The organism is Streptomyces sp. NPDC043996 (assembly GCF_056435225.1).
In genome coordinates this window covers 414161-439987 of record NZ_JBWKEY010000003.1, presented here as the reverse complement: position 1 = coordinate 439987, position 25827 = coordinate 414161, and the positions used below count along the sequence as shown (strand labels likewise).

At 72.2% G+C, this 25827-nt stretch carries 17 protein-coding genes and 1 pseudogene; 6 read left to right on the top strand and 12 right to left on the bottom strand.

The genetic code is table 11. The features are described 5' to 3' along the window. Window positions 1-62: 62 nt before the first annotated feature. Window positions 63-1130 carry an ATP-binding cassette domain-containing protein gene (locus AC07A4_RS09300; protein WP_478595163.1) on the top strand — a complete coding sequence of 356 codons (1068 nt, stop codon included), beginning with the start codon at window positions 63-65 and terminating at the stop codon, window positions 1128-1130. A gap of 55 nt (window positions 1131-1185) precedes the next feature. On the opposite strand, the gene AC07A4_RS09295 is transcribed toward AC07A4_RS09300, so the two are convergent. Further along, a complete protein-coding gene (locus tag AC07A4_RS09295) occupies window positions 1186-2457 on the bottom strand; it encodes a threonine synthase (protein ID WP_478595161.1) in 1272 nt (423 codons plus the stop codon). A gap of 157 nt (window positions 2458-2614) precedes the next feature. On the opposite strand from AC07A4_RS09295, the gene AC07A4_RS09290 reads away from it, so the two are divergent. Both AC07A4_RS09290 and AC07A4_RS09285 read left to right on the top strand, forming a co-directional pair. After that, on the top strand, window positions 2615-5335 hold the full coding sequence (locus AC07A4_RS09290) for an alpha/beta fold hydrolase (RefSeq protein WP_478595160.1): 2721 nt from the start codon (window positions 2615-2617) through the stop codon (window positions 5333-5335). 116 nt (window positions 5336-5451) lie between these two features. After that, complete coding sequence (locus tag AC07A4_RS09285) at window positions 5452-6306, top strand: ABC transporter permease (protein ID WP_478595921.1); 855 nt, start codon at window positions 5452-5454, stop codon at window positions 6304-6306. A gap of 9 nt (window positions 6307-6315) precedes the next feature. On the opposite strand, the gene AC07A4_RS09280 is transcribed toward AC07A4_RS09285, so the two are convergent. Next, the gene (locus AC07A4_RS09280) at window positions 6316-7926 is read right to left on the bottom strand and encodes an arabinofuranosyltransferase AftB family protein (RefSeq protein WP_478595158.1); all 1611 of its coding nucleotides are present in this window, start codon (window positions 7924-7926) and stop codon (window positions 6316-6318) included. A 428-nt stretch (window positions 7927-8354) separates the two neighbouring features. On the opposite strand from AC07A4_RS09280, the gene AC07A4_RS09275 reads away from it, so the two are divergent. Together AC07A4_RS09275 and AC07A4_RS09270 are read left to right on the top strand one after the other, a co-directional pair. Next, the gene (locus AC07A4_RS09275) at window positions 8355-8963 is read left to right on the top strand and encodes a TetR/AcrR family transcriptional regulator (protein ID WP_478595156.1); all 609 of its coding nucleotides are present in this window, start codon (window positions 8355-8357) and stop codon (window positions 8961-8963) included. A 112-nt stretch (window positions 8964-9075) separates the two neighbouring features. Next, the gene (locus AC07A4_RS09270; RefSeq protein WP_478595153.1) at window positions 9076-10995 is read left to right on the top strand and encodes an AMP-dependent synthetase/ligase; all 1920 of its coding nucleotides are present in this window, start codon (window positions 9076-9078) and stop codon (window positions 10993-10995) included. A 3-nt stretch (window positions 10996-10998) separates the two neighbouring features. Here AC07A4_RS09270 and AC07A4_RS09265 read toward each other — a convergent pair whose 3' ends face one another. Continuing rightward, window positions 10999-11484, bottom strand: coding sequence for a MarR family transcriptional regulator (locus AC07A4_RS09265; RefSeq protein WP_478595152.1), 486 nt, complete (start codon window positions 11482-11484; stop codon window positions 10999-11001). Window positions 11485-11594: 110 nt separating this feature from the next. On the opposite strand from AC07A4_RS09265, the gene AC07A4_RS09260 reads away from it, so the two are divergent. Then, a complete protein-coding gene (locus AC07A4_RS09260; protein ID WP_478595149.1) occupies window positions 11595-11987 on the top strand; it encodes an HGxxPAAW family protein in 393 nt (130 codons plus the stop codon). Here AC07A4_RS09260 and AC07A4_RS09255 read toward each other — a convergent pair. The 9 genes and pseudogenes from AC07A4_RS09255 to AC07A4_RS09215 form a co-directional block, all read right to left on the bottom strand. Next, on the bottom strand, window positions 11950-12507 hold the full coding sequence (locus AC07A4_RS09255) for a hypothetical protein (protein ID WP_478595146.1): 558 nt from the start codon (window positions 12505-12507) through the stop codon (window positions 11950-11952). The genes AC07A4_RS09260 and AC07A4_RS09255 overlap by 38 nt on opposite strands. 367 nt (window positions 12508-12874) lie before the next feature. Further along, window positions 12875-15340, bottom strand: a complete 2466-nt coding sequence (locus AC07A4_RS09250) for an NB-ARC domain-containing protein (RefSeq protein ID WP_478595144.1) — start codon at window positions 15338-15340, stop codon at window positions 12875-12877. A 151-nt stretch (window positions 15341-15491) separates the two neighbouring features. Beyond that, window positions 15492-17228 carry a hypothetical protein gene (locus AC07A4_RS09245; RefSeq protein ID WP_478595142.1) on the bottom strand — a complete coding sequence of 579 codons (1737 nt, stop codon included), beginning with the start codon at window positions 17226-17228 and terminating at the stop codon, window positions 15492-15494. 289 nt (window positions 17229-17517) lie between these two features. Next, window positions 17518-20475 (bottom strand): trypsin-like peptidase domain-containing protein, encoded by a 2958-nt coding sequence (locus tag AC07A4_RS09240; protein WP_478595139.1) that lies wholly within the window; start codon window positions 20473-20475, stop codon window positions 17518-17520. Next, window positions 20465-20776, bottom strand: coding sequence for a trypco2 family protein (locus AC07A4_RS09235; RefSeq protein ID WP_478595137.1), 312 nt, complete (start codon window positions 20774-20776; stop codon window positions 20465-20467). Before AC07A4_RS09235 ends, AC07A4_RS09240 begins: the two co-directional genes overlap by 11 nt. A 186-nt stretch (window positions 20777-20962) precedes the next feature. After that, entirely contained in the window at window positions 20963-21649 is a 687-nt protein-coding gene (locus tag AC07A4_RS09230; protein WP_478595135.1) for a RibD family protein, read from the bottom strand. Between the two features lie 12 nt (window positions 21650-21661). After that, on the bottom strand, window positions 21662-22060 hold the full coding sequence (locus AC07A4_RS09225; protein ID WP_478595132.1) for a 6-pyruvoyl trahydropterin synthase family protein: 399 nt from the start codon (window positions 22058-22060) through the stop codon (window positions 21662-21664). Window positions 22061-22102: 42 nt separating this feature from the next. Next, window positions 22103-22927: a zinc-dependent alcohol dehydrogenase gene (locus AC07A4_RS09220; RefSeq protein WP_478595130.1), complete on the bottom strand. Its 825-nt coding sequence runs from the start codon at window positions 22925-22927 to the stop codon at window positions 22103-22105. Between the two features lie 1516 nt (window positions 22928-24443). Beyond that, window positions 24444-24660, bottom strand: a pseudogene (locus tag AC07A4_RS09215) (hypothetical protein). Window positions 24661-25827: the final 1167 nt, after the last annotated feature.

Here is a 25827-nt window from a genome sequence, read left to right as displayed (position 1 = left end):
CCGTATGGGTCGGTGGGTGGGCTCCTCCGATGCGTGCACATCCCGGAGGAGAGCAGACCGTCATGAAAAGGCTCAGGGGAGTCACCCCCTCCGCCGGCCAGCCGGCCCTCACCGCCCGCGGTCTGACCACGGTCCACGGCGACGCGGCGATCCAGGGCGACGCGGTCCACGGCGACGCGGTCCACGGTGACGCGGTCCACGGTGACGCGGCGGTCCTCGACGGCGTCGAGCTGAGCGTCCTCCAGGGGGAGGTCTTCGCGCTGCTCGGCCCGGCGGGGGCGGGCAAGACCGCGGTCGTCGAACTGCTCTCCGCGCGCGTGAGCGCCGACGGGGGGCCTCAGGAAGCCGCGGCGGCCCCTGGTGCGCCGGTCGGCGTCATGGGCCGCTCCTCGGCGGCGGACGGGACCCTGACCGCCAGGGAGAACCTCCTGCGGGCTGCGGAGCCCCACGGCCTGGACGGCGCCGAGGCGCGGCGGCGCTGCGACGAACTGCTGCTGGGCTGCGGCCTGGCGGGCGCGGCCGACCAGCGGGCCGACGAACTCCCCCGTGCCGCGCTGCGCGGACTGGACCTGGCGATGAGCCTCATGGGGCGGCCGGGAGTCCTCCTCATCGACGAGCCGACGGCGGACCTGGAGCCGCACGAACGCCGGACGCTGTGGGACGTGATCCGCGGCCTGGCCGCGGACGGCGTCACGGTCTTCCTGACGACCCGGTACCTGGAGGAGGCCGAGCGCCTCGCCGACCGCGTCGCCCTCCTCGACGGCGGCAGGATCGTCGCCGAGGACACGGCGGAGGGGTTCCTGCGCCGCGTGTCCGAAGGGCGCCCGCGCCTGGTCTTCGCCGACACCAACGCCCTCGAAGCGGCCGACGGCCTCTTCGGCTACACCGCGCGCCAGGAGGGCCCCCTCGACCGCCCCCGGGCGGGCGACGGCGAGGTCAGCGTGGTGCGGGCCGTCGTCGAGGTCCAGGAGGGCGACGGTGACGAGGCCGGGGACGGGGAAGAGGCAGCGGGGCAGGGTCTCGCGCTCGATGACGGGTTCGCCCTGGACGACGACGGGTTCGCCCTCGACGGCGCGTTCGCCCTGGACGACGTCTACGAAGCGCTCACCGACGAGACTGACGAGCGGTAGCGGCGAGACCTAGGAGCGGTGGCGGCGAGAACGGGTCCGCCGCTCCGGGCAGGGCCTACAGCCCAAGGCGCCGCGCCACCGCACCCCAGTCCCCGGCGTCCACCACGTCCCGCGCCGCCTCCCCGGCCAGCAGGTCGCGGTCCTTGAAGCCGCTCGACGTGGATACGCACACCACAGGGCCCTCCGCGTCGCGCGCCCGTCGGCCCAGCTGCCGGAACCCGGCGAACCCGGCCGCCGCCGACAGCTCCGCCCACACCCCGGCCCGCGCGAGCCGGGCCCGCGCGGCGGCCATCTCCTCGTCCCCGACGAGCAGCGCCGCACCCCCGCTCTCCCGCAGCGCGACGACCCCCCGGACGCCGCCCACCGGGCAGTCGATGGCGTACGCGGCGGTCGGCCCCACAGCCACGCGCGCGGCGGGCCTCCCGGAGCGCAGCGCGGCGGCGAGCGGGCCGCCGGTGGCGGGCTCGCAGCTGTACAGGCGCGGCACCCGCCGCGCGCACCCGAGCCGCACCAGCTCGGCGAAACCCTTCCAGACGCCGAACAGCAGCTCCCCGTAGCCGGTCGGCACGAACACCGCGCGCGGGACGGTGCCCAGGTCGGTGAAGATCTCGTACGCGAGCGTCTTGTAGCCCTCGGGCCCGAACCCGTGCCCGGTGTGCGCGGCGGGGGTGAGGTTGCTGACGGGGTGGTAGCCGGTGCGCTCGACGATGCGGCGCATCAGCGGCCAGCGGTCGTCGGCGGGGACGTGCAGCACGGTGGCGCCGTAGCCGCGCAGGAACGCGTCGACGGCGGGCGGCGCGTCCGGCGAGGTGAGGACGGCGCACGGCAGCCCGGCGCGCGCCGCGTAGGCGGCGGCGGAGGCGCCGTGGTTGCCGGAGGAGGCGACGACGACGCCGGGCGCGCCGACGCCGACGGCGGCGCTCACCGTGATCCGGTTGAGGCGGTCCTTGTGGCTCCACGTCGGATTGCGGGACTCGTCCTTGAGCCACACGCCGTCCTCTAGGGGGATCAGGGGCGTGCCGCCCTCGGCGAGGGAGGGCGCGTGCAGCGGCGGCAGGAGCGGCGCCCAGCGCTCGTGTCCGCGCGGCCGCGCGGCGGCGGTGGCGGGCGCGAAGAAGCCTTCGGGGAGCCCGTCGTAGGCGTAATCGACCTCTACGGGGTAGGCGACGGCCTCCGTGCTCGTGACGGGGCAGCCCTCGGTCAACGGCGGCCAGAGCGGGAAGCGGACGGCCGGGTCACCGAGCGAGCGCTGGCCGGTGGCGAGGGACTCCAGCGAGCCGGGAGAGCCGGGAGAGCCGGGCGAGTCGGAGGACTCCGGAGATGTCATGGGTCAACAGCCTAGGCGCCCCTGACATGTTGTGCCGTGGCCGTGGCGCGCTACCGCGTCGGGCGTAGCCGGGAGCCGGGCGTACTCCCCGAGGAGGCCACGGGGTTCCCCCTAGGGGCTGCCTCGGTTGTCAGCGGCCGCCCGTACCGTTGACGCCATGGATCTACGACTGCGCCGGGCCGGAGCGCCGCGCCGGGCCAGAGCCTGGAAGTCCGCGCTGCGCGCGCCGCGGCGGCTGCTCGCCGCCGTGGCCGTCCTCGCGGTCCTCGTCGGCGCGGGCGCCTGGGGAGCGCTTTCGGCGCTCGCGTCGGACGAAGGACCCGCCGTGCGCCGCTCGGACCGGACGCTGACCACGGGCAGCGACGACGGCCGCCCGGTGAAGATCGACACCTCGTACTTCACCGCGGGCGACGCCGCCGCCAAGCGCCCCGCCGTCCTCCTCGGGCACGGCTTCGGCGGCAGCAAGGACGACGTCCGGGACCAGGCCGAGGACCTCGCCCGCGCGGGATACGCGGTCCTCACCTGGTCCGCGCGCGGCTTCGGCGACTCCACCGGACGCATCGGCCTGAACGACCCGAAGGGCGAGGGCGCCGACGTCTCCCGGCTCATCGACTGGCTGGCGAAGCGGCCCGAGGTCCGCCTCGACAAGGCGGGCGACCCGCGCGTGGGCGTCACCGGCGCTTCGTACGGCGGAGCGGCCGCGCTGCTCGCCGCCGGGCACGACGAGCGGGTGGACGCGATCGCCCCGGTGATCACGTACTGGAACCTGGCGGACGCGCTGTTCCCGAACGGCGTGTTCAAGAAGCAGTGGGCCGGGATGTTCCTCGGCGCCGGAGGCGGCTGCGACCGGTTCCAGCCGAGGCTGTGCGCGATGTACGAGCGCGTCGCGGTGTCCGGGAAGCCGGACGCGAAGGCGCGCGCGCTGCTCGCCGAGCGCAGCCCGGCCGCCGTCGGCACCCGGATCAAGGTGCCCGCGCTGATCGTGCAGGGCCAGCGGGACTCGCTGTTCCCGCTCGGCCAGGCCGACGCCATGGCCAAGGCGATCCGCGCACAGGACGCGCCCGTGGCGGTCGACTGGATCGCGGGCGGCCACGACGGCGGCGCGAGGGAGACGGACCGGGTCGGCGACCGCGTCACCGCCTGGTTCGACCGCTACCTGAAGGACGACAAGGGCACCGACACCGGCCCCGCCTTCCGCGTCACGCGCACCGGAGGCATCGACTCCACGGACGGCTCGGCGACGCTGCGCGGGGCGAGCGCCGACCGCTACCCCGGCCTCGCGGCCGGGGTGCGCGACGTGCCGCTCGGCGGGCGGCCGCAGACCTTCGAGAACCCGCCGGGCGCCGCGCCGCCCGCCGTGTCCGCACTGCCGGGCCTCGGCGCGGTCGGCGGCGACAGCGGCCTCGACCGGCTGTCCTCGCTGGGCATCGGCGTCTCCCTCGACTTCCCCGGGCAGTACGCGGCGTTCGAGTCGAAGCCGCTCACCGAGGACCTGCGGATCACCGGAGCGCCCACCGTGCGGGCGCGCGTGAAGGCCGACAGCGAGGACACGGTCCTCTTCGGGAAGGTGTACGACGTGGGTCCCGGCGGCGCCCGGCAGGTGCTGCCCGCGCAACTCGTCGCCCCCGTGCGGATCGACGGCGCCGTCGACGGCAAGGACGTCGAGCTGACGCTGCCCGCCGTCGACCACGAGCTGAAGAAGGGCCACCGGCTGCGCCTGGTGCTCGCCGCCACCGACCTCGGCTACGCCTCACCGGCCGAACCGGCCGCGTACACGGTGTCGTTGAAGGGCCCCCTGAAGGTGCCGACGGCCCCCGGAGTGACGACCGCCGCCGCGCCGCTGCCCGCCTGGGTGTGGTGGCTGCCGCTCGCCGGCGTGGCCGTCGCCGTCGCCCTGCTCGTCCTCGGCCGCGGGCGCGTCACCGCGCCCGCCCCGGACCCGGCCCTCGCGGGCGTCCCGCTCCAGATCACCGGCCTGAGCAAGCGCTACGCGAAGTCCAGCGACCGGTACGCGGTCCGCGACCTGTCCTTCCGCGTCGAGAAGGGCCAGGTCCTCGGCCTCCTCGGGCCGAACGGCGCGGGCAAGACCACCACCCTGCGCATGCTGATGGGCCTCATCCGGCCCGACGCGGGCGAGATCCGTGTCTTCGGCCGGGCGATCCGCCCGGGTGCGCCGGTCCTGTCCCGCGTCGGCGCGTTCGTCGAGGGCGCCGGGTTCCTGCCGCACCTGTCGGGGCGGGAGAACCTGGAGCTGTACTGGCGTGCCACCGGCCGCCCCGCCGAGGACGCCCACCTGGACGAGGCCCTGGAGATCGCGGGGCTCGGCGACGCCCTCGCCCGCGCGGTGCGGACGTACTCCCAGGGCATGCGCCAGCGCCTCGCCCTCGCCCAGGCCATGCTCGGCCTGCCCGACCTGCTCATCCTGGACGAGCCGACCAACGGCCTCGACCCGCCCCAGATCCGCGAGATGCGCGAGGTGATGATCCGGTACGCGGCGGGCGGCCGCACGGTCATCGTCTCCAGCCACCTCCTCGCCGAGGTCGAGCAGTCCTGCACCCACCTCGTCGTGATGGACCGGGGCCGCCTCGTCCAGGCGGGCCCGGTCGACGAGATCGTGGGAGCCGGGGACACGCTCCTCGTCGGCCTGGCCGCCGACGTGCCGGACCCGCTGGTCGAGAAGGTGGCGTCGCTCCCGGGCGTGGCGTCGGCGGTCCGCGCCGAGGGCGGGCTCCTGGTGCGGCTCGACGGCGGCCCGGCGGCCACGGGGGCGGCGCTGCTGCCCGAACTGGTCCGCCTGGAGGTCCCCGTGGAGTCGCTGGGCCCGCACCGCCGCCTGGAAGACGCGTTCTTGACCCTGATCGGAGGAGGTGCGGCGTGACGGCACCGGAAGAGACAGCCGAGGCGACCGGCACCGCGCGGGGTGCGGCGGGCGAAGCACCTGCCCCCGCGCGAGGCGCGGCGGACGAAGCTCCCGCTACCGCGCGAGGCGCGGCGGTGGACGCACCGAGGGCCACCGCCCCCGGATACCGCCCCGGCCGCACGCTGCCGTTGCGCGTCGAGGCGATCCGCCAGCTCAAGCGGCGGCGCACGCTGGTGATGGGCGGCATCCTCGCCCTGCTGCCCTTCGTGCTGCTCCTCGCCTTCGCGGTCGCCGGTTCGCCGGGCGGCCGCAACGACCAGGTGACGCTGATGGACACGGCCACGGCGTCCGGGGTGAACTTCGCAGCGACCTGCCTGTTCGTGTCGGCCGGGTTCCTGCTCGTGATCCCCGTGGCGCTGTTCTTCGGGGACACCGTGGCCTCCGAGGCGGGCTGGTCCAGCCTGCGCTATCTGCTCGCCGCGCCCGTGCCGCGCGCCCGCCTGCTGTGGTCCAAGCTGGTCGTCGCCCTCGGCATGAGCGCCGCCGCGATCGCGCTGCTTCCGCTGGTCGCGCTCGCCGTCGGCACGGCGGCGTACGGCTGGGGGCCGCTGGAGATCCCCACCGGCGGCACGCTCGGCGCGGGCACCGCCGCACAGCGCCTGGTGGTCGTCGTCGCGTACGTCTTCGCCTCGCAGCTGGTCACCGCGGGCCTCGCGTTCTGGCTCTCGACGCGGACGGACGCGCCCCTTGGCGCGGTGGGCGGCGCGGTCGGCCTGACGATCGCGGGGAACGTCCTGGACGCGGTGACGGCGCTCGGCGGCTGGCGCGACTTCCTGCCCGCGCACTGGCAGTTCGCCTGGGCTGACGTCTTCCAGCCCACCCCCGAGTGGGCGGGCATGATCCAGGGCACGGCCCTGTCGGTGACGTACGCGCTGGTGCTCTTCGCCCTGGCGTTCCGGGGCTTCGCCCGCAAGGACGTGGTGTCCTGACCGCCCGGGTCAGCTCCCGCCCCGGCGGCACAGCTCCCGCTCGGCGCGCACCGGGTCGTTGGGGAAGCGGAACGAGGTGCGCTCCAGGGACCCGGTGACGTTGCGCAGGAAGCGCCCCGCCGTGAGGGGCGCGCGGGTGGCCGCGCGGAGCTCGGCGAGCGCCCCGCAGCCAAGAGCGCGGCGCGCGGCGGCCACCCGCGCCGGGTCCACCCCCGCGGGCAGGCCGTGCCCGCCCCGGTCGGCGACGATCCACTCGTCGGGCAGGCGCTTGTCGTGGCCCACGCGCGCGTGGGCGATCCGCTCGGAGTGCGCGGCGAGGGGGTAGGCGAGGCCGATGGGGTCGAGGGCGGCCCCGTCGAGGGGGACGACGGTGCCGTTGAGACCGAGGGTGGTGTAGGCGCCGGTCACCGACGGGGAGCCGGACGTGGTGCGGGTGCGGGCCAGGAGCAGCGTCGGCGCCCCGCTCCGCGCGGCCGCCCGGACGTCGCGCGCGTACGCCGCGTTGCCCTCGAACCCGGCGAAGCCGTGCCGCAGCGGATGCGCGGCGGCGTTCTGCCACACGTAGACGCCGCGTTCGTCGGCGATGCCGCGCGGCCCGACCAGGCCCTCGTACGGCATCCGCAGCGCGGCCGCGCACGCCACCGCCCACACGAGGACGCCGCCCGACGCGAGGGCCCACGCGCGCGTGGCGGGCACCACGAACACGGGCAGGGCCAGCAGGAAGAGCCCCGGCAGGAACATCCGCCCGTGCATGAAGTCCCCGCCGACCTTGATGACGTACGCCCAGCACAGCACTCCCGCGACGACGGGCGCGAGCGCCGGGACGAGCGGCGGCGACGGCCGCGCCCGCCCCGAGGGCAGCACGGCGGCGAGGACGAACAGCGCGGGCAGCCACAGCAGATAGGGCCCCGCGAAGTCGGCGAGATAGGCGACCCCGCGCCCCCACAGACTGGCCGAAGCCTCCTTGGTGACACCAGGCAGCGGCATCAGATGCCCGTAGTAGCCCATGCGGAAGATCTCGTACGCGACCGGCAGCGCCCCCGCGGCGGCCGCACCGGCGAGCGCGCCGCGGCGCGAGGGGCGCGCGCTCAGCCACTGCGCGCCCAGGAACACGGCGGACACCAGGGCCAGATCGGGCCGCACGAGGGGACCGAGCCCGAGGACGAACGCGGTGGCGATGCCGTGCGGACGGACCACGAGCAGCAGCCAGGCGCCCGCGAGCCAGCAGGTGGCGAGCCCCGTTTCGAGCCCGGAGGTGGCGAAGTCCCACACGGGCGGCAGGGCGAGCGGCACGAGGGCACCGAGCGGCAGCACACCGCCCACGCCCCCCGTCGCCCCCGCGTGCAGCCGCACGGCACCCCACGCCGCCAGCGCGAACCCGGCGGCGGTGAGCAGCAGACCGCCGTACACCGCGGCGGTGACGACGTCCACGCCGGGCAGCCCGGCGAGCACAAGGAGCCACTGCCACAGCGTCCCGGTGGAGGACTCCGCGCGCTCGCCCGCGTTGAAGACGGGCCCGTGCCCCGCCAGGACCTGACGGACCGTCCGCACATAGATGTGCCCGTCGTCGGACATCCAGCGCCGCTGGTACCCGGCCACGGCGATCACAAGCGCGGGCACCAGACACACCGCGAGGCGCCGTCCGGCGACGGACCCGGGATTCCGGACGGAAGCACGCAAAGATGTCATGCACCGTACTTCGGCGCAGGCCAGCGAGGGCTTGAACGCGGTTCCAGCCCGTCCGGCGTTTGAGGACGAGGCCGAAGGCCGATAAGGCGGGGTGCCAGGGGCGGCAGCCCCTGGTTTCGGGAAAGGGGCGGGTTCGGGGGCCGCCGGCAGGCCAACCCACCCCCCACCCCCGCCACCCCGAACTTACCCCCAGGTAAGGTAGGCCTGGACCAAGGAGGCTGACAGCGGTGGCCGCAACGCCGGACAGACGCGAGCAACACGCCCCACGCGACCAACACACTCCACGCGCGCAACACACCCCGCGCGACCAACACCCCCCACGCAAGCGCCGCGTCCCCCGCAAGGAACGCGAACAGCAGATGCTCGACACCGCACTCCCCGTCTTCGCCAAACGCGGCTACCACGCCGCCTCGGTGGACGAGATCGCCGAACTCGCCGGAATCTCCAAGCCGATGGTCTACCTCTACCTCGACTCCAAAGAGGGCCTGTTCCTCGCCTGCCTGCGCCGCGAGGCGGCCCGCCTGGTCACCGCCTTCGAGACCGCGGCCCAGGACGCGCCCGCGACCACCACCGGCGCCCCCGAAGCCCGCCTGTACGCGGGCCTGCTGGCCTTCTTCGCCTTCGTGGCGGAGCACCGCGACAGCTGGGTGGTGCTGCACCGCCAGGCCGCCGAGCTCAGCGAGCCCATCGCGGCCGCCGTCGCGGAGGCGCGGCGCGCGGTGATGGCGCACGTTGCGGCGCTGGTGCGGGCGGGCATCGAGGAGAGCGCGCCGACGTCGCCCCTCAACGACAGCGACGCCGACTTCGTGGCCCACGCCCTGGTGGGCGCCGCGGACTCGCTCACCGACTGGATGGCCCGCAACCCGGACCAGTCCCCGGAGGGCGTCACCCTGCGCCTGATGAACATGGTGTGGGTGGGGATGGGCCGGGTTCTGGAGGGCGAGGTCTGGACCCCGGGACGCCGCTGACGCGGCCCACCCACCCACTCCCGGCCGGGTCCGCGGACTTCCGCGCGACCCATTGAACTTTCCCTACGCATCGGTAAGTTGACCCCACGGTACACACCCCTGGGGAGCCGTCATGGGCGTACGCAAGGACTTGAGACAGGCGGGCCGCCACAGTGAGCTCGCCGACCGCGCCAAGGTCGAACTCGTCCGGGACGCGGACGGCGTGGTCCGCGAGGCCCGCGCCCCCGCCCTCGCCGCCGCGGCCACGCGGGCCGCCACGGCCGACATCCCCTTCACCAACGCCGCCGAGGCGCCCGACGCGGTGGTGCTGCGCCGCAAGGAGGCGGGCCAGTGGCGCCCGGTCACGGCCGCCGCCTTCGCGCGCGAGGTCACCGCGGCGGCCAAGGGCCTGATCGCGGCGGGGCTCGAACCGGGCGGCCGCGTCGCCCTGATGTCCCGTACGCGCTACGAATGGACGGTCCTGGACTTCGCGGTGTGGGCGGCGGGTGGCCAGACCGTGCCCGTCTACCCGACGTCGTCGGCGGCGCAGATCGAGTGGATCGTGCGGGACTCCGGCGCGGCCCTGCTGTTCGCCGAGACCCCGGAGAACGCGGCGACGGCGCGGCGCGCGGTCGCGGACCTGGACGCGCGTCCCGCCATCAGGACCATCGACGACGGCGCGGTCCTCGAACTCCCCGCCCTTGGACGGCGGGTGGGCGACGAGGAGGTCACCGAGCGGCGCGAGGCCCTGACCCCCGACTCCATCGCGACCCTCTGCTACACGTCGGGCACCACCGGGCGCCCCAAGGGCTGCGTCCTCACGCACGGCAATCTGCACGCCGAGGCCGCGAACACCGTGGACCTGCTGTACCCGGTGTTCCAGCGGATCACCGGCAAGAAGGCGGCCACGCTCCTGTTCCTGCCGCTCGCGCACATCCTGGGCCGCAGCATCCAGATCGCCTGCCTGCTGGCCCGGATCGAGCTCGGCCACTGCCCGAGCATCAAGCCGGAGGATCTGCGGCCCGAACTCCGCGCGTTCCGGCCGACGTTCGTCGTCGGCGTCCCGTACCTCTTCGAGAAGATCCACGACACCGGGCGCGCGACCGCCGAGAAGATCGGCCGCGGCGCGTCCTTCGACCGCGCCGAGCGGATCGGCGTGCGCTTCGGCGAGGCGTACCTGAACAGGTTCCTCGGCACCGGACGCGGCCCGTCCGTCGGCCTCTACCTCGCCTGGGCGCTGTACGACCTGCTCGTCTACCGGCGCATCCGCAAAGAGGTCGGCGGCCGTCTGCACTACGCGATCAGCGGCGGCTCCCCGCTCGACAAAGACCTCAACCTGTTCTTCTACGCCGCCGGGATCATCATCTACGAGGGCTACGGCCTCACCGAGACCACCGCCGCCGCCACGATCACCCCGCCCCTGCGGCCCCGCCCCGGCACCGTGGGCCTGCCCGTGCCGGGCACCGCCGTGCGCGTCGCGGCGGACGGCGAGGTGCTCATCAAGGGCGGCATCGTCTTCACCTCGTACTGGAACAACCAGGAGGCCACGGACGCCGCCCTCAGCGGCGACTGGTTCGCCACCGGTGACCTGGGCTCCCTCGACGAGGACGGCTACCTCACGATCACCGGCCGCAAGAAGGACATCATCGTCACCAGCGGCGGCAAGAACGTCTCGCCCGCCGTCCTGGAGGACCGGCTGCGCGGGCGCGCGCTCGTCGGCCAGTGCGTCGTCGTCGGCGACAACCGCCCCTACGTGGCCGCGCTCGTCACCCTCGACCCGGAGGCCGTCGCCCACTGGCTGTCCGTCCGCAAGCGCCCCCGGGACACCCCGCCGTCCGAGCTGTGCGAGGACCCCCAGCTCCTCAAGGACGTGCAGAAGGCCGTGGACCACGCCAACGAGGCGGTGTCGCGCGCCGAGTCCATCCGCAGGTTCGTCCTGGTGCCGGGGGAGTTCTCGGAGGAGAACGGCCTGCTCACACCGTCCCTGAAGGTCAAACGCCAGGCGGTGGAGCAGGCGTACGAGAAGGAGATCGAGGCCCTGTACCGCGGCTGAGCGTCAGGGCTGGTCCGGCTCCTCGCACGACTCCTCCAGATACGTCCGCGCGAGGGCGCTCGCGCGCGAGGACCAGGCGGCGATCACGGCGATCTCGTCCGGCGTGAAGTCGTCGAACAGCGCGATGAGGCGCGCGTAGTACGGCTCGTAGATCTCCCGCACCCGCTCGGACGCGGCCGGTACGGCGACGACGCGCACCCGGCGCCGGTCGGCCGGGTCGGGCCGCCGGGCCACGAACCCGCCGCGCTCCAGGCGGTTGAGGATGCCCGTCACCGCGCCCGTCGTCACGTGCGCGCGCGTGGCGAGCTCCCCCGCGGTGACCGCGTCGTCCCCGGCCTGCAGGACGTACGCGAAGCAGATCAGGTCCGTGACGGACAGGCCCAGGTTGCGGGCGAACTCCTGCTGGCCGACGACGCTCGTCGCGACGAGGTCGTCCAGCGCGTTGACCACGTCCTGCGCGGACGCGCCGGGGCGGCGCTTGCCCTCCATTGAAATCCCTTAGTGCGTGAGATAAATTGCTTACTCGCTAAGGCATCTTACGTCTGATACCGGCGGCGCGGCCACGCCGTGCCCCGGCGGATACGGGGAGGGCGCGACACGTGAGTACACACGACGACGGCCATACGATCGCGGGCTGGACCGGCTGCGCGGTGGCCACGGTGGGGGCGCTGATCTCGGGAGTGGGCCTGACCGGCTGGCGCCCCGGCATCTGGCTGGGGCTCGCCGTGATGGCCCTGGCGGCGCTCGTCACCTGGGCCTTGCACCTGACGGGCTGGGGCAAGGCCCCGGGCCCGAGACCGGCGTCCCAGCAGCCCATGCGGCTGCGCGACCACACGGCCCGCGAGGGGCATCCGGGCTGTGTCGGCTGCCGCCTCGCGGGGCGCCGGGGGGCGTGGTCGGGCGCGTCGGGCGCCGGCCTCCCCGGCACCCGGCGCCCGGCGGCCGACGTGACGGTCAGTGCAGCAGAGGCGAGCCGTCGACCTGTTGCGTGACCGGGCCCTTCTCGTCCCCCGCGATGTCATAGGTGATCGTCGTGTCCGTCGACCACCACAGATCCTTGTCGAAGGCGGCGGCCGGGGCGGCGCACCGGTTCGGCGGGTTCTCGTAGTCGTCCTCTTGGCCGGTGTAGTCCACGTGCTTGTTCACCAGGGCCGTCAGATCACAGCTCTTGGACGTGATGACCTTGTCCTCGTCGAAGGGCGGGTGCGCGTCCTTCCGCGCTTCGATTCTCGTCGTGACCACGAAGCTCGTGAACCGCTTCTCGTCCAGGTGCCCTTGGGGGTCGACCGGCCGCCACGAGGTCATGCTGTGGCCGGTGACCTTGTTGTTGCTGACGTCCGCGCAGTTCTTGACGTAGAAGGTCAAGTCGGGCCTCGGGCCCGGAATCGTGACGGAGAAGTCGTTCTTGACCGCGTCGGTGCACGTTCCCGCGGCTTGGGCGGGGCCCGCGAACGCGATTCCCCCGGCCATGACGCTGAACGCGACCGCGGAACCGGCGAGGATCTTCCGCATTTGAATTCCTCCTGTGGCGGTGCGGGGCTCATGTGCATCGCAGCTGCGAATGCCTGCTCACCGTATGAGCGATCGAGATCTTTTCGCATCTGCTAATTGAGAGCGATGCATGACGGCTGGCTTGAAGGTGACCTTGACCGGAATGTCCCCGGCGGGGGAGCGCTTGAGGCCCGGTTGATGTGAAGCTCGTGTGGGCACGGCGAAACGGAACAGTGAATGGGGGAGTCCGCTCCTGGGGAATGGCTGATTCTCGTACACTTTGCTTATGCATGCTCAGCGGTAACGCCCTCGCGGGAGCGTCCTGGGGGTGCGAGTTTGCGTTCCGAATCAACGGAACTGAGTGAAGGGGCGCCCGAAGCCGGCCGTCTCAGTCCGTACGCGTGCCTGGCCCCTCCAAGGAGCGCAGCCGCTCGCGCAGGCTCTGGGCCAGCGGGCTCCCCATCTCCGTGTGGATGGTGACCGCCCTGGCCAGGTCGTCGCGCAGGGCGGAGCGGTCGGCGCCGGGGCGTTCGGCGATGGAGACGAGGTCGAGCAGGGCCTCGGCCTCATAGGCGTACGCCTCAAGACGCTCCAGCGTGCGCGCCGCTTCGCGCAGCGTCGGCACGGCTTCGCCGGTCCGGCCCAGGTGGTCGAGGGCGCGGCCGAGCGCGGCGGTGGCCCGGGCGGCCATGCGCGGGTCGGGCGCCGCGAGCGAGAGCAGCTCGGCGCGGGCCTGGCGGAGCGTGCCGAGGGCCTGTTCGTGGTCGCCGCGCGCGTCCAGGGCGCGGCCGAGGAAGAACGCGGCGATGGCCGCTCCGCGCGGCTCCTGGGCCCGCGTGTTGAGCTCCATGGAGCGCCGGTAGGCCGCTACGGCCCGGTCCGGGGCGAAGCGGTCCCAGTACCGGCCGGAGAACTCGAGGACCGAGGCGTGCAGCACGTCGTCGTCGGCGATCTCCGCGCAGGAGAGCGCGGACGTCAACTCCTGGTGGGCGCGGTCGTGTTCGCCGATGTCCATCAGGGGGCGGGAGAGCAGGCTGCGCAGCCGCGCCTCGGCGGCAGGGGACACCGCGGCGGCCGCGTAGCGCGCGCCCAGCTCCAGGGATTCCCGCCAGTCGCCGAGGTGCCGGTGGTGCAGGAAAAGGACGGTGAGGCACTCGGCCAGCTGCCAGCCGGGGGTGTGCAGTGAGGGTTCGTCCGCCGCGCGCAGGACGGCCATGAGGTTCGCGCGCTCGGCCTCCAGCCAGTCCAGCGGGCGCGGCCCGCTCCGTGCGGCGAACGGATCGGGCCGTCCTGCCGTCAGGTCGCGCGGGTCGGCGACGCGCAGGCGGTCCGCGCGCACCGAGAGGTCCGCGAGTGCCGTCAGGGCCAGGTAGTGCGTCAGGACGCGCTCCGTCACCGCGAGCCCGGTGCCGGGCGGCTCCTCGGCGTCCGCGCTGGCACGCGCGTGGAGGCGGACGAGGCCGTGGAACCGGTACCGGCGGTCCTCCGTGAGCTCCAGCACGCTCATGTCATCAAGGACGTCGAGCAGCACCTGGGCCGGTTCCAGGCCCTGGCCGATGGCCGCCGCGGCGGTCGCCGCGTCGAACGTCTGGCCGGGGACGCAGCCCAGGAGCCGGTAGCCGTGGGCCAGGTCGGCGGGCAGCTGCCGGTAGGCGGAGTCGAGGACCGCGGACACCGGGGACTCGCCGCCCACGCTCAGCGCGGACAGCCGCCGTGCGTCGTCCGTGAGTTCGGTGGCGAGGGCGCCCAGCGTGAGGCGGGGATCGTTCACCAGCCGGGCCGCGGCCACCTGCAATGCGACCGGCAGGCCCGCACACAGGCCGACCACCCTCTTGGCGGCTTCGGGATCGGCACTCACGCGCTCCTGACCGCACCGGTCCGCCAGGAGCAGCAGTCCGGCGGCCTCGGTGAGGGGTTCGAGGGGCAAGGGGTGGGCGCCGTCCAGGGAGAGTTCACCCAGCTTGGACGTGCTCGTCGCGAGTACGGCGCTGCCCGGGCCGTTCGGGATCAGGGCCCGCACCTGGGCGGGGGCGGACACGTCGTCGAGTACGAGCAGGACGCGCAGGTCAGCGGTCCGGTCACGGAAGAGCGCGGTGCGCTCGGCGAGGGACGGCGGCAGGAGGGCATCGGCCACTCCGAGGGACCGCAGACAGTGGCCGACGGCCTCCGTGACGTCCGCACCCGCGTCCGCGTGCCGGCGCAGCGCCGCGAAGTCCACGTAGATCCGGCCGTCGGAGAAGCGCTCGCGGGTCTGGCGCGCGTGCGCCCAATAGTGGGCCAGCGCCGACTTCCCCACCCCCGGAGGACCGGCGAGGACACGGACGTCCACATGCGAGGGCTCGGTGTCGCGATCGAGCTGCCTGTTCAGAACGGCCAGCTCGGCCGAGCGGTTGACGAAGTGATGGCGCAGGGCCGGCACTTGCGAGGGCGGCCCCGGGCGCCGGAGGGCTTCGGGCACGTGGTACGAGATCGAGGAGTCGGCGGAAGAGGCCGCCGTTCCCTGCGCTCCGGTGCTCCCCGGGACGGATTCGCCTTCCAGGCCACCCATCTCGCTTAAGAGATCCACCAGTTCCCTGGCGGTCTCGGAGCCCTGCCGCAAGGAGTGGCGCAGCCGCCGCCGCAGCTGATCGGCGCAGTCGCCCACGGCGTGCGCGCTGTCCGACTGCAGCGACGCGGCCAACTGCTCGATGGCGGTGCGCAGTTCCTGGTCGTCTTCGGTGGCACCTTGGGCGCGACGTCGGCCGAACAGGCCCATGAGGCGCGTGCGCGCCTGGGTCCACGCCTCGGTGACGGCGAGTCCGACCACCGTGCTCGTCGCACCCGACGCGGCGATGGCCGCCACCTCGATCGTCACAGGGCCCCCTTCACATGCCGACGGTGCCGCCGAACCAAGCCGTGCCTCGCGTGCCGTTCATGCCTCGCGTGCCTCTCGTACCGATGACCACCGTAGAGGGGCCACCGTCGCCTTGGCATCAGGTCCCCGAAGAACACCGAGGCCGCGGTCCTCACGGGGTGACGGCACGCAGGCGCAGCCGCGTCTCAGGGGCGGCGTCCGCACCGTCGAGGCACAGCACCACGTCGATCCCGTACGGAGGGACGTCGGCGCGCAGACAGGCGTAGACCGCGGCGGCGGCCAGCGCTGGATCGGCGACGGGAGCGTCGGGGGAGGACACCTCCACGGCGTCCCCGCCGCGAGGGCTCACCAGGCACACCCCGGAGCTCAGCCCGTTCGCGGCGAGGACGCCGCCGGGCCAGCTCGCCAAGGTGTCGCGTGCCCAGCGCCGTGCGGCGGCGAGGTCCGGGGCGGGAGCGGAGCCGAGTACGACGGACGCGCTCTCGGTCAGACGGGGGTCGCGTTCCTCGCCCGGTCTGACCGCGAGGTGCCAGAAGGACCGTTCGGTCTCGGGCCGCTCCCGGGCCACGGAGGAGGGGAAACGGCTGACGTCGACGGTGAGGCGGCCGCGGGGAGCGCCCTCGGCGCGCAGCCGGGTGCCCACGATCCACGAGGTGACCGGAGCCGCGGGATTGGCCGGGGCGGCGAGGACGCGGGAGCGCGGCGCGTCGGTCGGCGGCAGCGAAAGGCCGAGCAGGTCGTAGACGGCCTCACGCAGGCGGGCGAGCGAGGCACCCGGCCGTTCGAAGGCGCGGGCGGCCACGGCCGCGTACTGGTCACGACGGGCCGCGGGGGCCCGTACGAGGTCGTCGACCTGCGCCAGGAGCCCGCCCGCGCCGTCCGTGTCGAGCCGCGGCGCGCACCGGGCCAGATCGGCGCTCGCGGTGCCGGGCACGGCCTCGCTCCCGTGCGCGGCCAGGGCCACGGGCCTGCCGAGCGCGGCTCCGTAGAGGGGCACGGAGCCGTGGTCGCCGATCACCGCGTCGGCGGCGACGAGCGCGGGCCGCCAGTCGTGCACGGGCGGCATGAGCAGCAGACCGGCGTCGAGGGCGGCGGCCAGGAGCGTCCGGATGTGCCACGCCCCGTGGCCCGACCACACGTTGGGGTGCAGGATCAGGCCGACCCGGTGGGTGTCCCAGGGCAGCTCGCTCAGGAGCCGCGCGGGCAGCTCGGGGTACCGGGCGATGAGCGAGGTCGGCCCCCACGTCGAACTGACCATCACAAGCCGCTGGCCGCCCCGCACCCCCAGAGCGCGCCGGTAGTCCTCCCGCCGGTCCTCGCTCACGAGCAGTTCGTCGAGGCAGGGGTCACCGACGAGCAGTGTGCGCCCGGCGGACTTCGGGTGGGCGGCGACGAGCTGCCGCTCCTGGTCGGGGTGCGAGACGGCCATCCAGGCCCGCCCCGCTTCGAGCAGCTCGTCCGGCACGACGCCGGAGAGGCGGTCGCGCGGGGCGCGGGAGTCCGGAACGTACTTCTGGAAGCCGATCCCGTGGGGAAGGACCAGAACCGGGCAGCGCCCAGCGGGCAGGTCGACGTGCTCGCTGGCGCTGAGAATCAGATCGGCCTCGACCCGCGGCAGCTGCTCCCAGGGCATGACCCGGCAGCCCGAGTCGTGCAGGAGATCCAACGAGCCGTCGCTGAAGGCGGACCCGGGGTCGTGCGCGAAGACCACGGTGATCCGGGTATCGCCGCGCAGCAGCGCGGGCAGCACCTCCAGGACGCGGATCGTCGAGGTGAGCGTGCGGGCCGCGACGACGAGCGTGCGCTCGCCGGAGAAGGTGCGCCAGCGATGGGCGTCCTCACCTACGGGGACCCGTAGGAACGGGATGTCAGCGAAGCGCGCGGCCACCCCGGCCCCCCGAGCGTCCGGCGCTGGCTACGCGGCTCGCGGCTCGCGGCTCGCGGCTCGCGGCTCGCGGCTCGCGGCTCGCGGCTCGCGGCTATGGTCAGTAGCGCATCTCAAGCTGGCTCGCAACCCTTCAGATGTGGCTGTGGGCTTGGGTGTCCGGGACAACCGTACGGGGCGAGCCTGCCGCGGACGGCGAGGACGCCGTCCGAAGCGACTCCCGCCCCGTTCGGCTCAGCCGCGCTCCTCGCGGGCGTCCTTGCCTCCGCCGCTCGGTGGCGCGCGGGGGGCTTCAGTCCTGGCGTAGTCGTTCGGCACGCTCGGTGAGCCAAGCAGGGGCGACGACCTCGGCGTTGCCGTCGAGGGCGGCGGCCGCGCGGGTCAGGGACTCGGCGGCGGCCTCCGGGGCGCCGGGCAGGGCACGGGCCGCCTCGGCCAGGGCGAGGGCCGCTGCCGCTTGGGCGGCTCCGGCGATGTGGAGGGCGGTCCGGGCGCGGTCCGCCGCGGCGGCTGATTGCTCGTATCGCCCGTCGCACCAGTACGCCCAGGAGAGGTTGAGCAGGCAGACGCCCTCAGCGCGGGGGTTCTCCATCCGCGACGCCTCGTGCCGGGCCTCTTCCAGGACCGTGGCGGCCTGGCCCGGGTCGGCGAGGGCGATGTGGGCGAGGCCTTGTGCGTTCAGCGCGTAGGCGATCGCTTCCTGGCTGTCGGCGGCGCGGTAGGCGCGGGCTGTCTCGGCTCCGCTGGCGACGGTCTCCCGCCAGCGGCCCAGGGTGAGCAGGGCGATGGTGCGCGCGTTGCCGGCGCGCGCGACCGTGAGCGGGTCGCCGCTCGCGGCGGCCAGTGCGGCGAGCCGGTCGGCGCCGTCCAGTGCCTGCTGCCCGTCGCGGAGGTAGCTGTGGGCGAGGCTGAGGGAGAGCAGCGCGTGTACTTCGTTCTCGGTGTCGCCGAGTTCATGTGCCAGCTCGGCGGCGCGGGCGAGCGGTGAGACGGTGGCACCTTGGTCGCCGAGTTGCCGATGGGCGTCGCCGAGCCCGAACAGGGCGTGCTGGAGCGCGGGCCGTTCGCCGAGGTGTTCGGCCAGGGCTACCGCCTCGGTGAAGAGCTCGACCGCCTGCTCCATCGGCCCCGCGCTGAGCCGGGCATGACCGTAGGCGACGGTGTGGGCGAGGCGTACCCGTTCGTCGGTGATGTGCCCGTCGACGGCGAGGTGCATCGTGACCGCGGCGAGTACCGAGCCGTGCCAGACGAGCCACCCGCTGATCTCCGTCAGCACCCGCGCGGCGCCCTCGTGGTCGTTGGCGCTCACGAGGTGGTCGAACTGCCGCCGGTACGGCTCGATGTCCTCCAGCGTGCGCCACGCACCGCGCGGCTTCGCCTGACGCGCGTACCAGGACGCGATCCGCCGTTCCACTGACTGCCTCCCGAAGGGTCCGTGCCACGGCATCTGGTCGCGGGCGATGTCCGCGTCCAGCGGGTGCAGGGCGACCGTCCGGCTCGCCCGGTCGACGGACACCAGGCGGACGCGGACGAGCGCCGTGAGGACGGACCCCACCGGCAGGTGCGGATCGAGCCCGTCCAGAATGTCCTCGACCACGCGCTGCTCCACGGGGGTGCGCAGCGCGGCGAGGACGCCGAGGACCGCGCGCGCCGGTTCGTCGAGACGCTCGTACCGATCCTGGGCGAGGTCGGTGACGACGTCGTGGCGGCGGGTGAAGTCCTTCAGTACGTCGTTGAGGCTCGGCAGGAGCGACGTGTCCTCGGCGACCGCGCCGACGAGCAGCTCCAGGGCGCGCGGGACGCCGTGGACACGGACCGCGGCGCGCAGCAGTTCGCCGTCGGACAGGTCGGATATGCCGAGGCTGCCGTCCCGGTCGAGCTCGCGCAGCAGGGCTGCCGCCTCGGCCGGCTGAAGCCCCTCGGAGAGCGTCACCTCGGTGGCGAAGCGGCGCAGTTCGGGTGCGAGGCGCACGGGTACCTGGCTGGTCACGAGGAGGCGCGGGGTGGCGCGGGCCCGGAACAGCCAGTCGAAGAAGACCGCCAGCTCCTCGTCCCTGAGGCGGCCGTCGTCGCCGAGCAGATCCTCCAGGTTGTCCATGAGGATGACGATCAGCCGCCCGTCGATGGCCGAGAACAGTTCGGCCAGTCTGTCCCGTGTCGTGCCGGAGGCGGCCCAGACCTCGCGCAGGTGAGCCTCCGGCTCGGGGCCGAGGAGGCGGGCGCAGTCGAAGTAGAGCCGTTCCAGGGAGATCCCGGACGTGCGGGTGGAGAGGTTGACCAGGCCGGACGGGAGCGGCCCTTGGGCGGAGCCGGGCCATTCACCACGGTCGAGGAGGTCCATGACCTTCGCGGCGAGCGCGCTCTTGCCGATGCCGCGCCGTCCCACGACGGTCACCATGCGGATGGAGGGATCGCACAGCTGACGGGCGATCGTGTCGCTTTCCCGTGTGCGGTTCTTGAACAGCTCGATCCCGTGCGCGACCGGGACTCCGACCACCCGCACTCCTGGGGCCCGCGCGTCCAGGGACTCGCCAGGCGCGGCCAGGGGGAGCGTCGCCGGGTCCGGGAGCGCGAGCAGTCGGCCGAGCGTCGCGCGGTCCGTGGCGCCCAGGTCGCGCAGCGCGTGGTCGAGGCGGGCCGCGGTGAGCCGGCCGACGCCCTCCGAGCGGTGGTGCTCGGCGATCACGCCGATGATGCGGCTGCCGACCCACACCGCGGCGCCGGACATGCCCGCCCAGGGTGACGTCGCGGGGTCGGGATCGGTCCCGGCCGGTGCCACGGTCATCTCCAGCGTGCCCGTACGCAGGTTGGACAGCGCCGCCACGGTTCCGTCCGCCTGGTGCAGTTCGCGGAAGTACGTGCCGTCTTGGCGGCGGCGGCCCTTCCACAGCGGGAACCCGGCGGCGTGCACGCCGATCACGCCGTGCCGGTCGTCGGCGACGCGCCCGAACCGGGCCGCCTCGACGATCACGGGGGCCTTCTCCGGGGGCGCGAAGGTCAGTACGGCCAGGTCGCTGTCCGGGTCGGCCCAGGCCACTGACGCCTGCGCCGACCACTCTCCAGGCCGGTCGGCATCGCACCGTACGACCGTCTCGGTCGCGCCGGTGACCACATGGGCGGCCGTGAGGACCAGGTCCCTACCGATCCGGTATCCGGAACCGCGCCGCCTGCCGCGACCGGACTCGGTGATGATCTCGGCGATGCGGTGCGGGTCGATCCCGGGCCCGCTGGCCGAGGACTCAGATCTCATCGGGCAGTTCAGCGCCCGAGATCAGCGCGGGGCGGTCGGGTGCGTCCACCCGCACCGGCTGAAGGGTGAGAGTGATGCGCTGGGTGGCCGCGTGGGTGGAACGGGCGGAGTTGTGGACGTCGAAGACCCAGAACCGCACCTTGGCCCCCGGCTCCCGGCTGCGTTCCACCCCGACGGTGAGTTCGAGCTCGATCTTCTCCGCCTGGAACCGGAGCCCTTCGCCCCGCCCGTCCGCCATGGCCCGGCTGAGCGCGCTCCGCAACTGGGCGATCATGTCCTCCAGTTCCACCGCGTCGTCCACTCTCACCCCTCGCCTCAACCCGCACCGGCCGGTCTCCTGACAGTCGAGCATACCTATGGATGGTCAACTGAACCTCGGGCAGCGGGAGTTCCACCTTCCGCTCTTGGGGAATCCCTTTCAGGATCAACGAGGTGAACGGGGTGAACGGTATGACCGGGATGAACGGGATGAGCGGTATGAAGCGAATCAGGTCCGCTCTTTCGGCGCGTACCGCAACAGCACGACGTCGTCGATGGGGCGCGCCTCGAGGAGTCTCATACGGGCTGTGGTGCCGCCGGGATAGGGCGCCGGGGCCAGGAACACCGGCGCGGTGGCCTCGCCCACCAGCAGGGGGGCGACGGCGAGGTGGAGTTCGTCGGCCAGGTTCCGCGCCAGGATCTGAGTGTGGACCGTGCCGCCGCCTTCCACCAGAAGCCTTTCCACTCCCCGCCGCCCGAGTTCGTCGAGGAGAAGGGGCCAGTCGAGAACGGGCCCCGTGCTGATGACGTCGGCGACGGCTCCCAGAACGCGGCGGGCTCTGGGCAACGCGCCGTCCACCGTGAAGACCAGCTTCTCGCCCCCGCAGTGCCAGAAGTCGAGACCGGGGTCCAACTCGCCGGACCCGGTCACGGTGACCTTCAGCGGATGCTCCGGTCTCCCCGCGGCGACCCGTCCAGCGCGGCGGTCGGCGTTCGCCACCAGCAGCTTCGGGTTGTCCCTGCGCACGGTGTTGGCACCGACGAGGATCGCGTCAGCCGCGGCGCGTTCCTGGTCGACCCGGTCGAGGTCGAGACGGTTGGAGAGTACGAGCCGTTCAGCGGACGCGTCATCGAGGCGACCGTCCACGGAGACCGCCGCCGACAGCACGACGTACGGGGAGGGGGATCTGGCCACGGCCGGTGCCAGTCAGAGGGCACGGTGGTAGTCGGCCCACGCTATGTGCGATTCGTGGAGCCGCACGGTGAGCCCGGTCAGGCCGCGGGCGCCCGGGCCGAGCGCGTCGTCGTGGATGCGGGCGGCGAGGCGGTCGGCGATGACCTTGGCCAGGAACTCCGTGGTGGTGTTGGTTCCGGCGAAGTCGGGATCGTCGTCGAGGTTCCGGTAGGAGAGCGCTTCGATGACCCCGTGCACTTCCTTGGCCGCCAGGTCCATGTCGATGACGAGGTTGTCGCTGTCCAGCCGCGGGCGCTGAAAGGTCGCGTCGACGAGGTACGTCGCTCCGTGCAGGCGCTGCGCGGGCCCGAAGACCTCACCGCGGAAGCTGTGGGCGATCATGAGGTGATCGCGGACGGTGACGGTGAACATGTCTTCTCCGGGAGGGTGTCGTCGGTGCGGGGCAGCCGCGCGTCAGCGGGGGTCGTAGCGGATGCGGTGGCAGAGCCCGGGGCGTGCGCCCGCGGCGATCTCGGCCATGACCCGCGGGAGTTCGTCGAAGCTCGACTCGCTGGTGAACAGCACGTCGAAGACCGGGTCCCGCAGCAGATCGAGCGCCAGGCGAAGCCGGTCAGCGGCCGTACGCCGTCCGAGCCGCTCCGGCGGTACGGCACCGACCTGGCTGCTGCGCAGGGACAGGCGCCGCGCGTGGAAGAACTCACCCAGCGGAAGCGCCACCGTCTGGTCCCCGTACCAGCTCAGATCGACCACGGAGCCCTCGGGAGCGAGCAGTTCAAGGGAGCGCTGGAGTCCGGCCTGGGTGGCGCTGGCGTGGAAGACGAGATCACAGCCGTCTGCCGCCCGCTCGGGAGAGGCGAAGCCGACGCCCAGAGCCGCGGCGACCTCGGCGCGGGCCCGGACGACGTCGACGAGCTGCACTCGGACTCCGGGGAAGCGGGCCAGGAGAGCGGCCACGCAGCAGCCGACCAGGCCCGCGCCCACCACCGCGATCCGGTCGCCGATCCGCGGTGGCGCGTCCCACAACGAGTTGAGCGCGGTCTCGACGATCCCCGCCAGCACGGCGCGCTCCGGCGGCACCTCAGCGGGCACCGGGGTGACCGCTCCAGCCGGAACCCGGAAACGGGTCTGGTGCGGATACAGGCTGAACACGGTCCGGCCCACCAGCTCCGCCGGGCCTTCCCGCACCTGACCGACATTGAGGTAGCCGTACTTGACCGGCCCGGGAAAGTCACCTTCCTGGAAGGGCGCGCGCATGGCCACGTACTGACTCGTAGGCACCTGGCCGCGAAAGACTAGTGACTCCGTACCCCGGCTGATGGCCGAGTACAGCGTCTCTACTACGACTTCGTCGGTATTAGCAGGCGGGCAGGCGGGCAGGCGGGCCTGAACTCACGATCTCACCCGTTTCCGGGCTCATGACCCAGAAGGAGCGTATGAGGCTCGACATCGATGATCCTCTGCTACCGGACCCGCCTGTGGGCCCTCCAACGGCGGCTGGCAAGTCCTCGGCCCACCTCACCAGGCCGTCACTCGCACCGCGCGGCCCCGACCTCGACGTGAGCAGTTCCTGCGATCCTAGACGATCAGATTTTCGAGACCAGGGTGGTGCGGGACGCACGCGCAGCGACTGTTGTGCCCAGGGCCATGGCGCCTCCCCGGCGCCGCTCACCTCCGCGAGTTCGGCGGCGGCAGCCCTCTTCGGGCCCATGTGGGTCACCCGGCGGGGCGGAACTCGCTTCGGGAAGCCAAGGCCTGTGTGGAACGGCTCCTGGCCGGGCTGAAGCGCTCCCCGGCGGGATGCTCGCGGCAGGCTCGCGAGGTCACTGCGCTGCACGCGTGAGCGTTCCCATGACCGGCGAAACGACCCTCCTGCTGGGAGGGGCGGACGCTGCGTGATCGAGAGCGCCCCCGGCAGGACTCGAACCTGCGGCCAAGTGCTTAGAAGAAACTGATCCGCTCCCGAGCAATTACATCTGTGACCTGGGGGTTAAGCGCGGAGCGGTTGCGCCGCTTCGTCAACGCCACCGCGTATTCACCAGACGGCGGTGTTCCGCTGCCTAGTTGGGGTGATTCACCTCGGCATGGCGGAACGGGCAGGCTCTGCGGCGCCTGCCCGTTCATTGATCACCTTGCGGCTACCGTCGGCTCTGAATCCAGAAGAACAGAACCGTGACGAATCCGGCGCCAGCCCTGTAGGCGGCACCTCGGAGCGCCTCCAGGCCAAGATCTTGAAGGCTCCGGATGCGGAACTGTGCGATCAGGGATCGAACCTTCGTGGACATGCTGCTGACGCAAGGTTTACCCTTCTCCATGTGCTTCCTCTCTGTCCTCTGAGTGATGGTTGAGTGGCCGCAAAGGAGCCCTCGGATAGTGGCGTAGGAACCGTTTCCGATGTAGGGCTCCTTTTGCGCTGTGCGTGGCCTCGGGCCGCTACCCCCTAACCGTCCCACAGTCCGAAGTGCTTGATTTCCCGGCTTCGAGTTCAAAAGTGGCGCAGAGTGTAGCGATAGCGCGTCTGGGCGTAGCCAAAGCGTGCATTGGCGCACCCAGAATGCTTCATGTGACAACAGTCACTCGGCATAGAATCCAGGCCATCTGGGGCCAATAAATCGACTCTAGGCCCTGTCCGCGCATCGATGTCGCAGCGAGCGCCACACTTCCGCCATTGGCGAGGGCTTCGCTGGTCAGCGGCGTCAACGGCGCAGGAAGTCGCGGGCGCTCAAGGGACTTCGGCGAGTAGCTGCAAGTATCCGTTGGAAGCTACGAGCTTCTGCTGCCTGCGGGTTTGAGTTCGTCACCGTTTGGCTGAATCTCGCCCATAGGGCAACGGCTCGGAAGCTAGGCCGCAGTGAAATCTGCTTGATCTCTTTCGAGGGCCGGCCCGTGGCGAGGGGCCGTCGAAGTGCCCCCTCTGGCGCCGACTTGACGGGCTGGTCCGAGGGCTATTCGGTGAGGTGGTCGCGAGACCACCTGATGACGGGCGGATTGTGGCGGGCGAACCTGCCGCCCATGACCGCGATCTCTCGACGGCACACCGAGCAGTGCCTGCGACGGCTCGAGCTGGAGGCGAAGCCGGCAGATTTACAGTCCCCTCAAGATCCGATATAGCAAGGCTCGCCTACCTACAGGGGCGGCGGTTTCCGCGCCAGGATCGGCTCCGGTCGTCCGACCTCGTCGGCAGGCACGCCCGACAGCCAGACACCGGTACGTCACGCTCAGACGCGACCGCACATGGGTACGAAAAACGTCCGCCGCAACGGATCGCACCCGCCAGAGCACGGTGCAGCCTCCCTGCCGGCTGCGCACCACGGACAGACCTGGCACATTACCAACAGTAGTAGGAGAAAAGCGTTGCGTGACAAGGCGTTAGGGTGTTTACTCCCACTTAGCCTAAGGGTAGCGCCTAGGCGCCCCATGCCCACCTAACAACGGGGGACAAGTGCAGGAAGTAAACGGCGATGAGCAGGGAATCCTTGGCCACTTTTTGCAGCTTTCTCAGCTAAGTAGCGAGGCGATCCGACAATCCACCTCCGAGTGCGCCACAACACTGGGGGAAATCTTGCAACTCGAAGCAGACATTGGGCTCTGGGAAGCACGTATGTAGGGAAAGCCTGAAGCTCAGCAAATTTCCGATGCTCGTCGAGAGTTGGGATTCGCCACGTACGCTGCATGCTCAGGGCTATATAGACTCGCATTCAGTGGCCTAAGGACCTTCCTCGAACTCAGCTTCGCCGCAGTCTACTTCTCTGCCAACGAACTCCACCGCCGACAGTGGGTATCAGACAGAAGGGATTTCTCATGGTCTGAGGCGCTCCATGAGGAGAAGGGCGTTCTTGCGCCGGACTTTATGCAAGAATTCTTGCAAGATGGAGTAGATGAAGCTAAAGACTACGCAGGAATGGCAGCAAAATCATATCGACACTGCTCACAATTCATCCATGGGAAATCGACTGCAACGAGAACGACTCCTGTCGATATGAGCTTTTCGCGCGAGTCGCTAGCGGATTGGGTCGCAACAGGAAGGAATGCGGGACAGGCCGTACTCTTCTTGCTTTACGGACGGTACTCCGCCGAATTTCTGCCTGCGGATGACGATGAACTTGGCCACACGCTTGAACATTGGTTCTCTCATCTAAAATCTGTCAGAAGGACACTTGGGCTCCCCGTAGAAGGGTCTT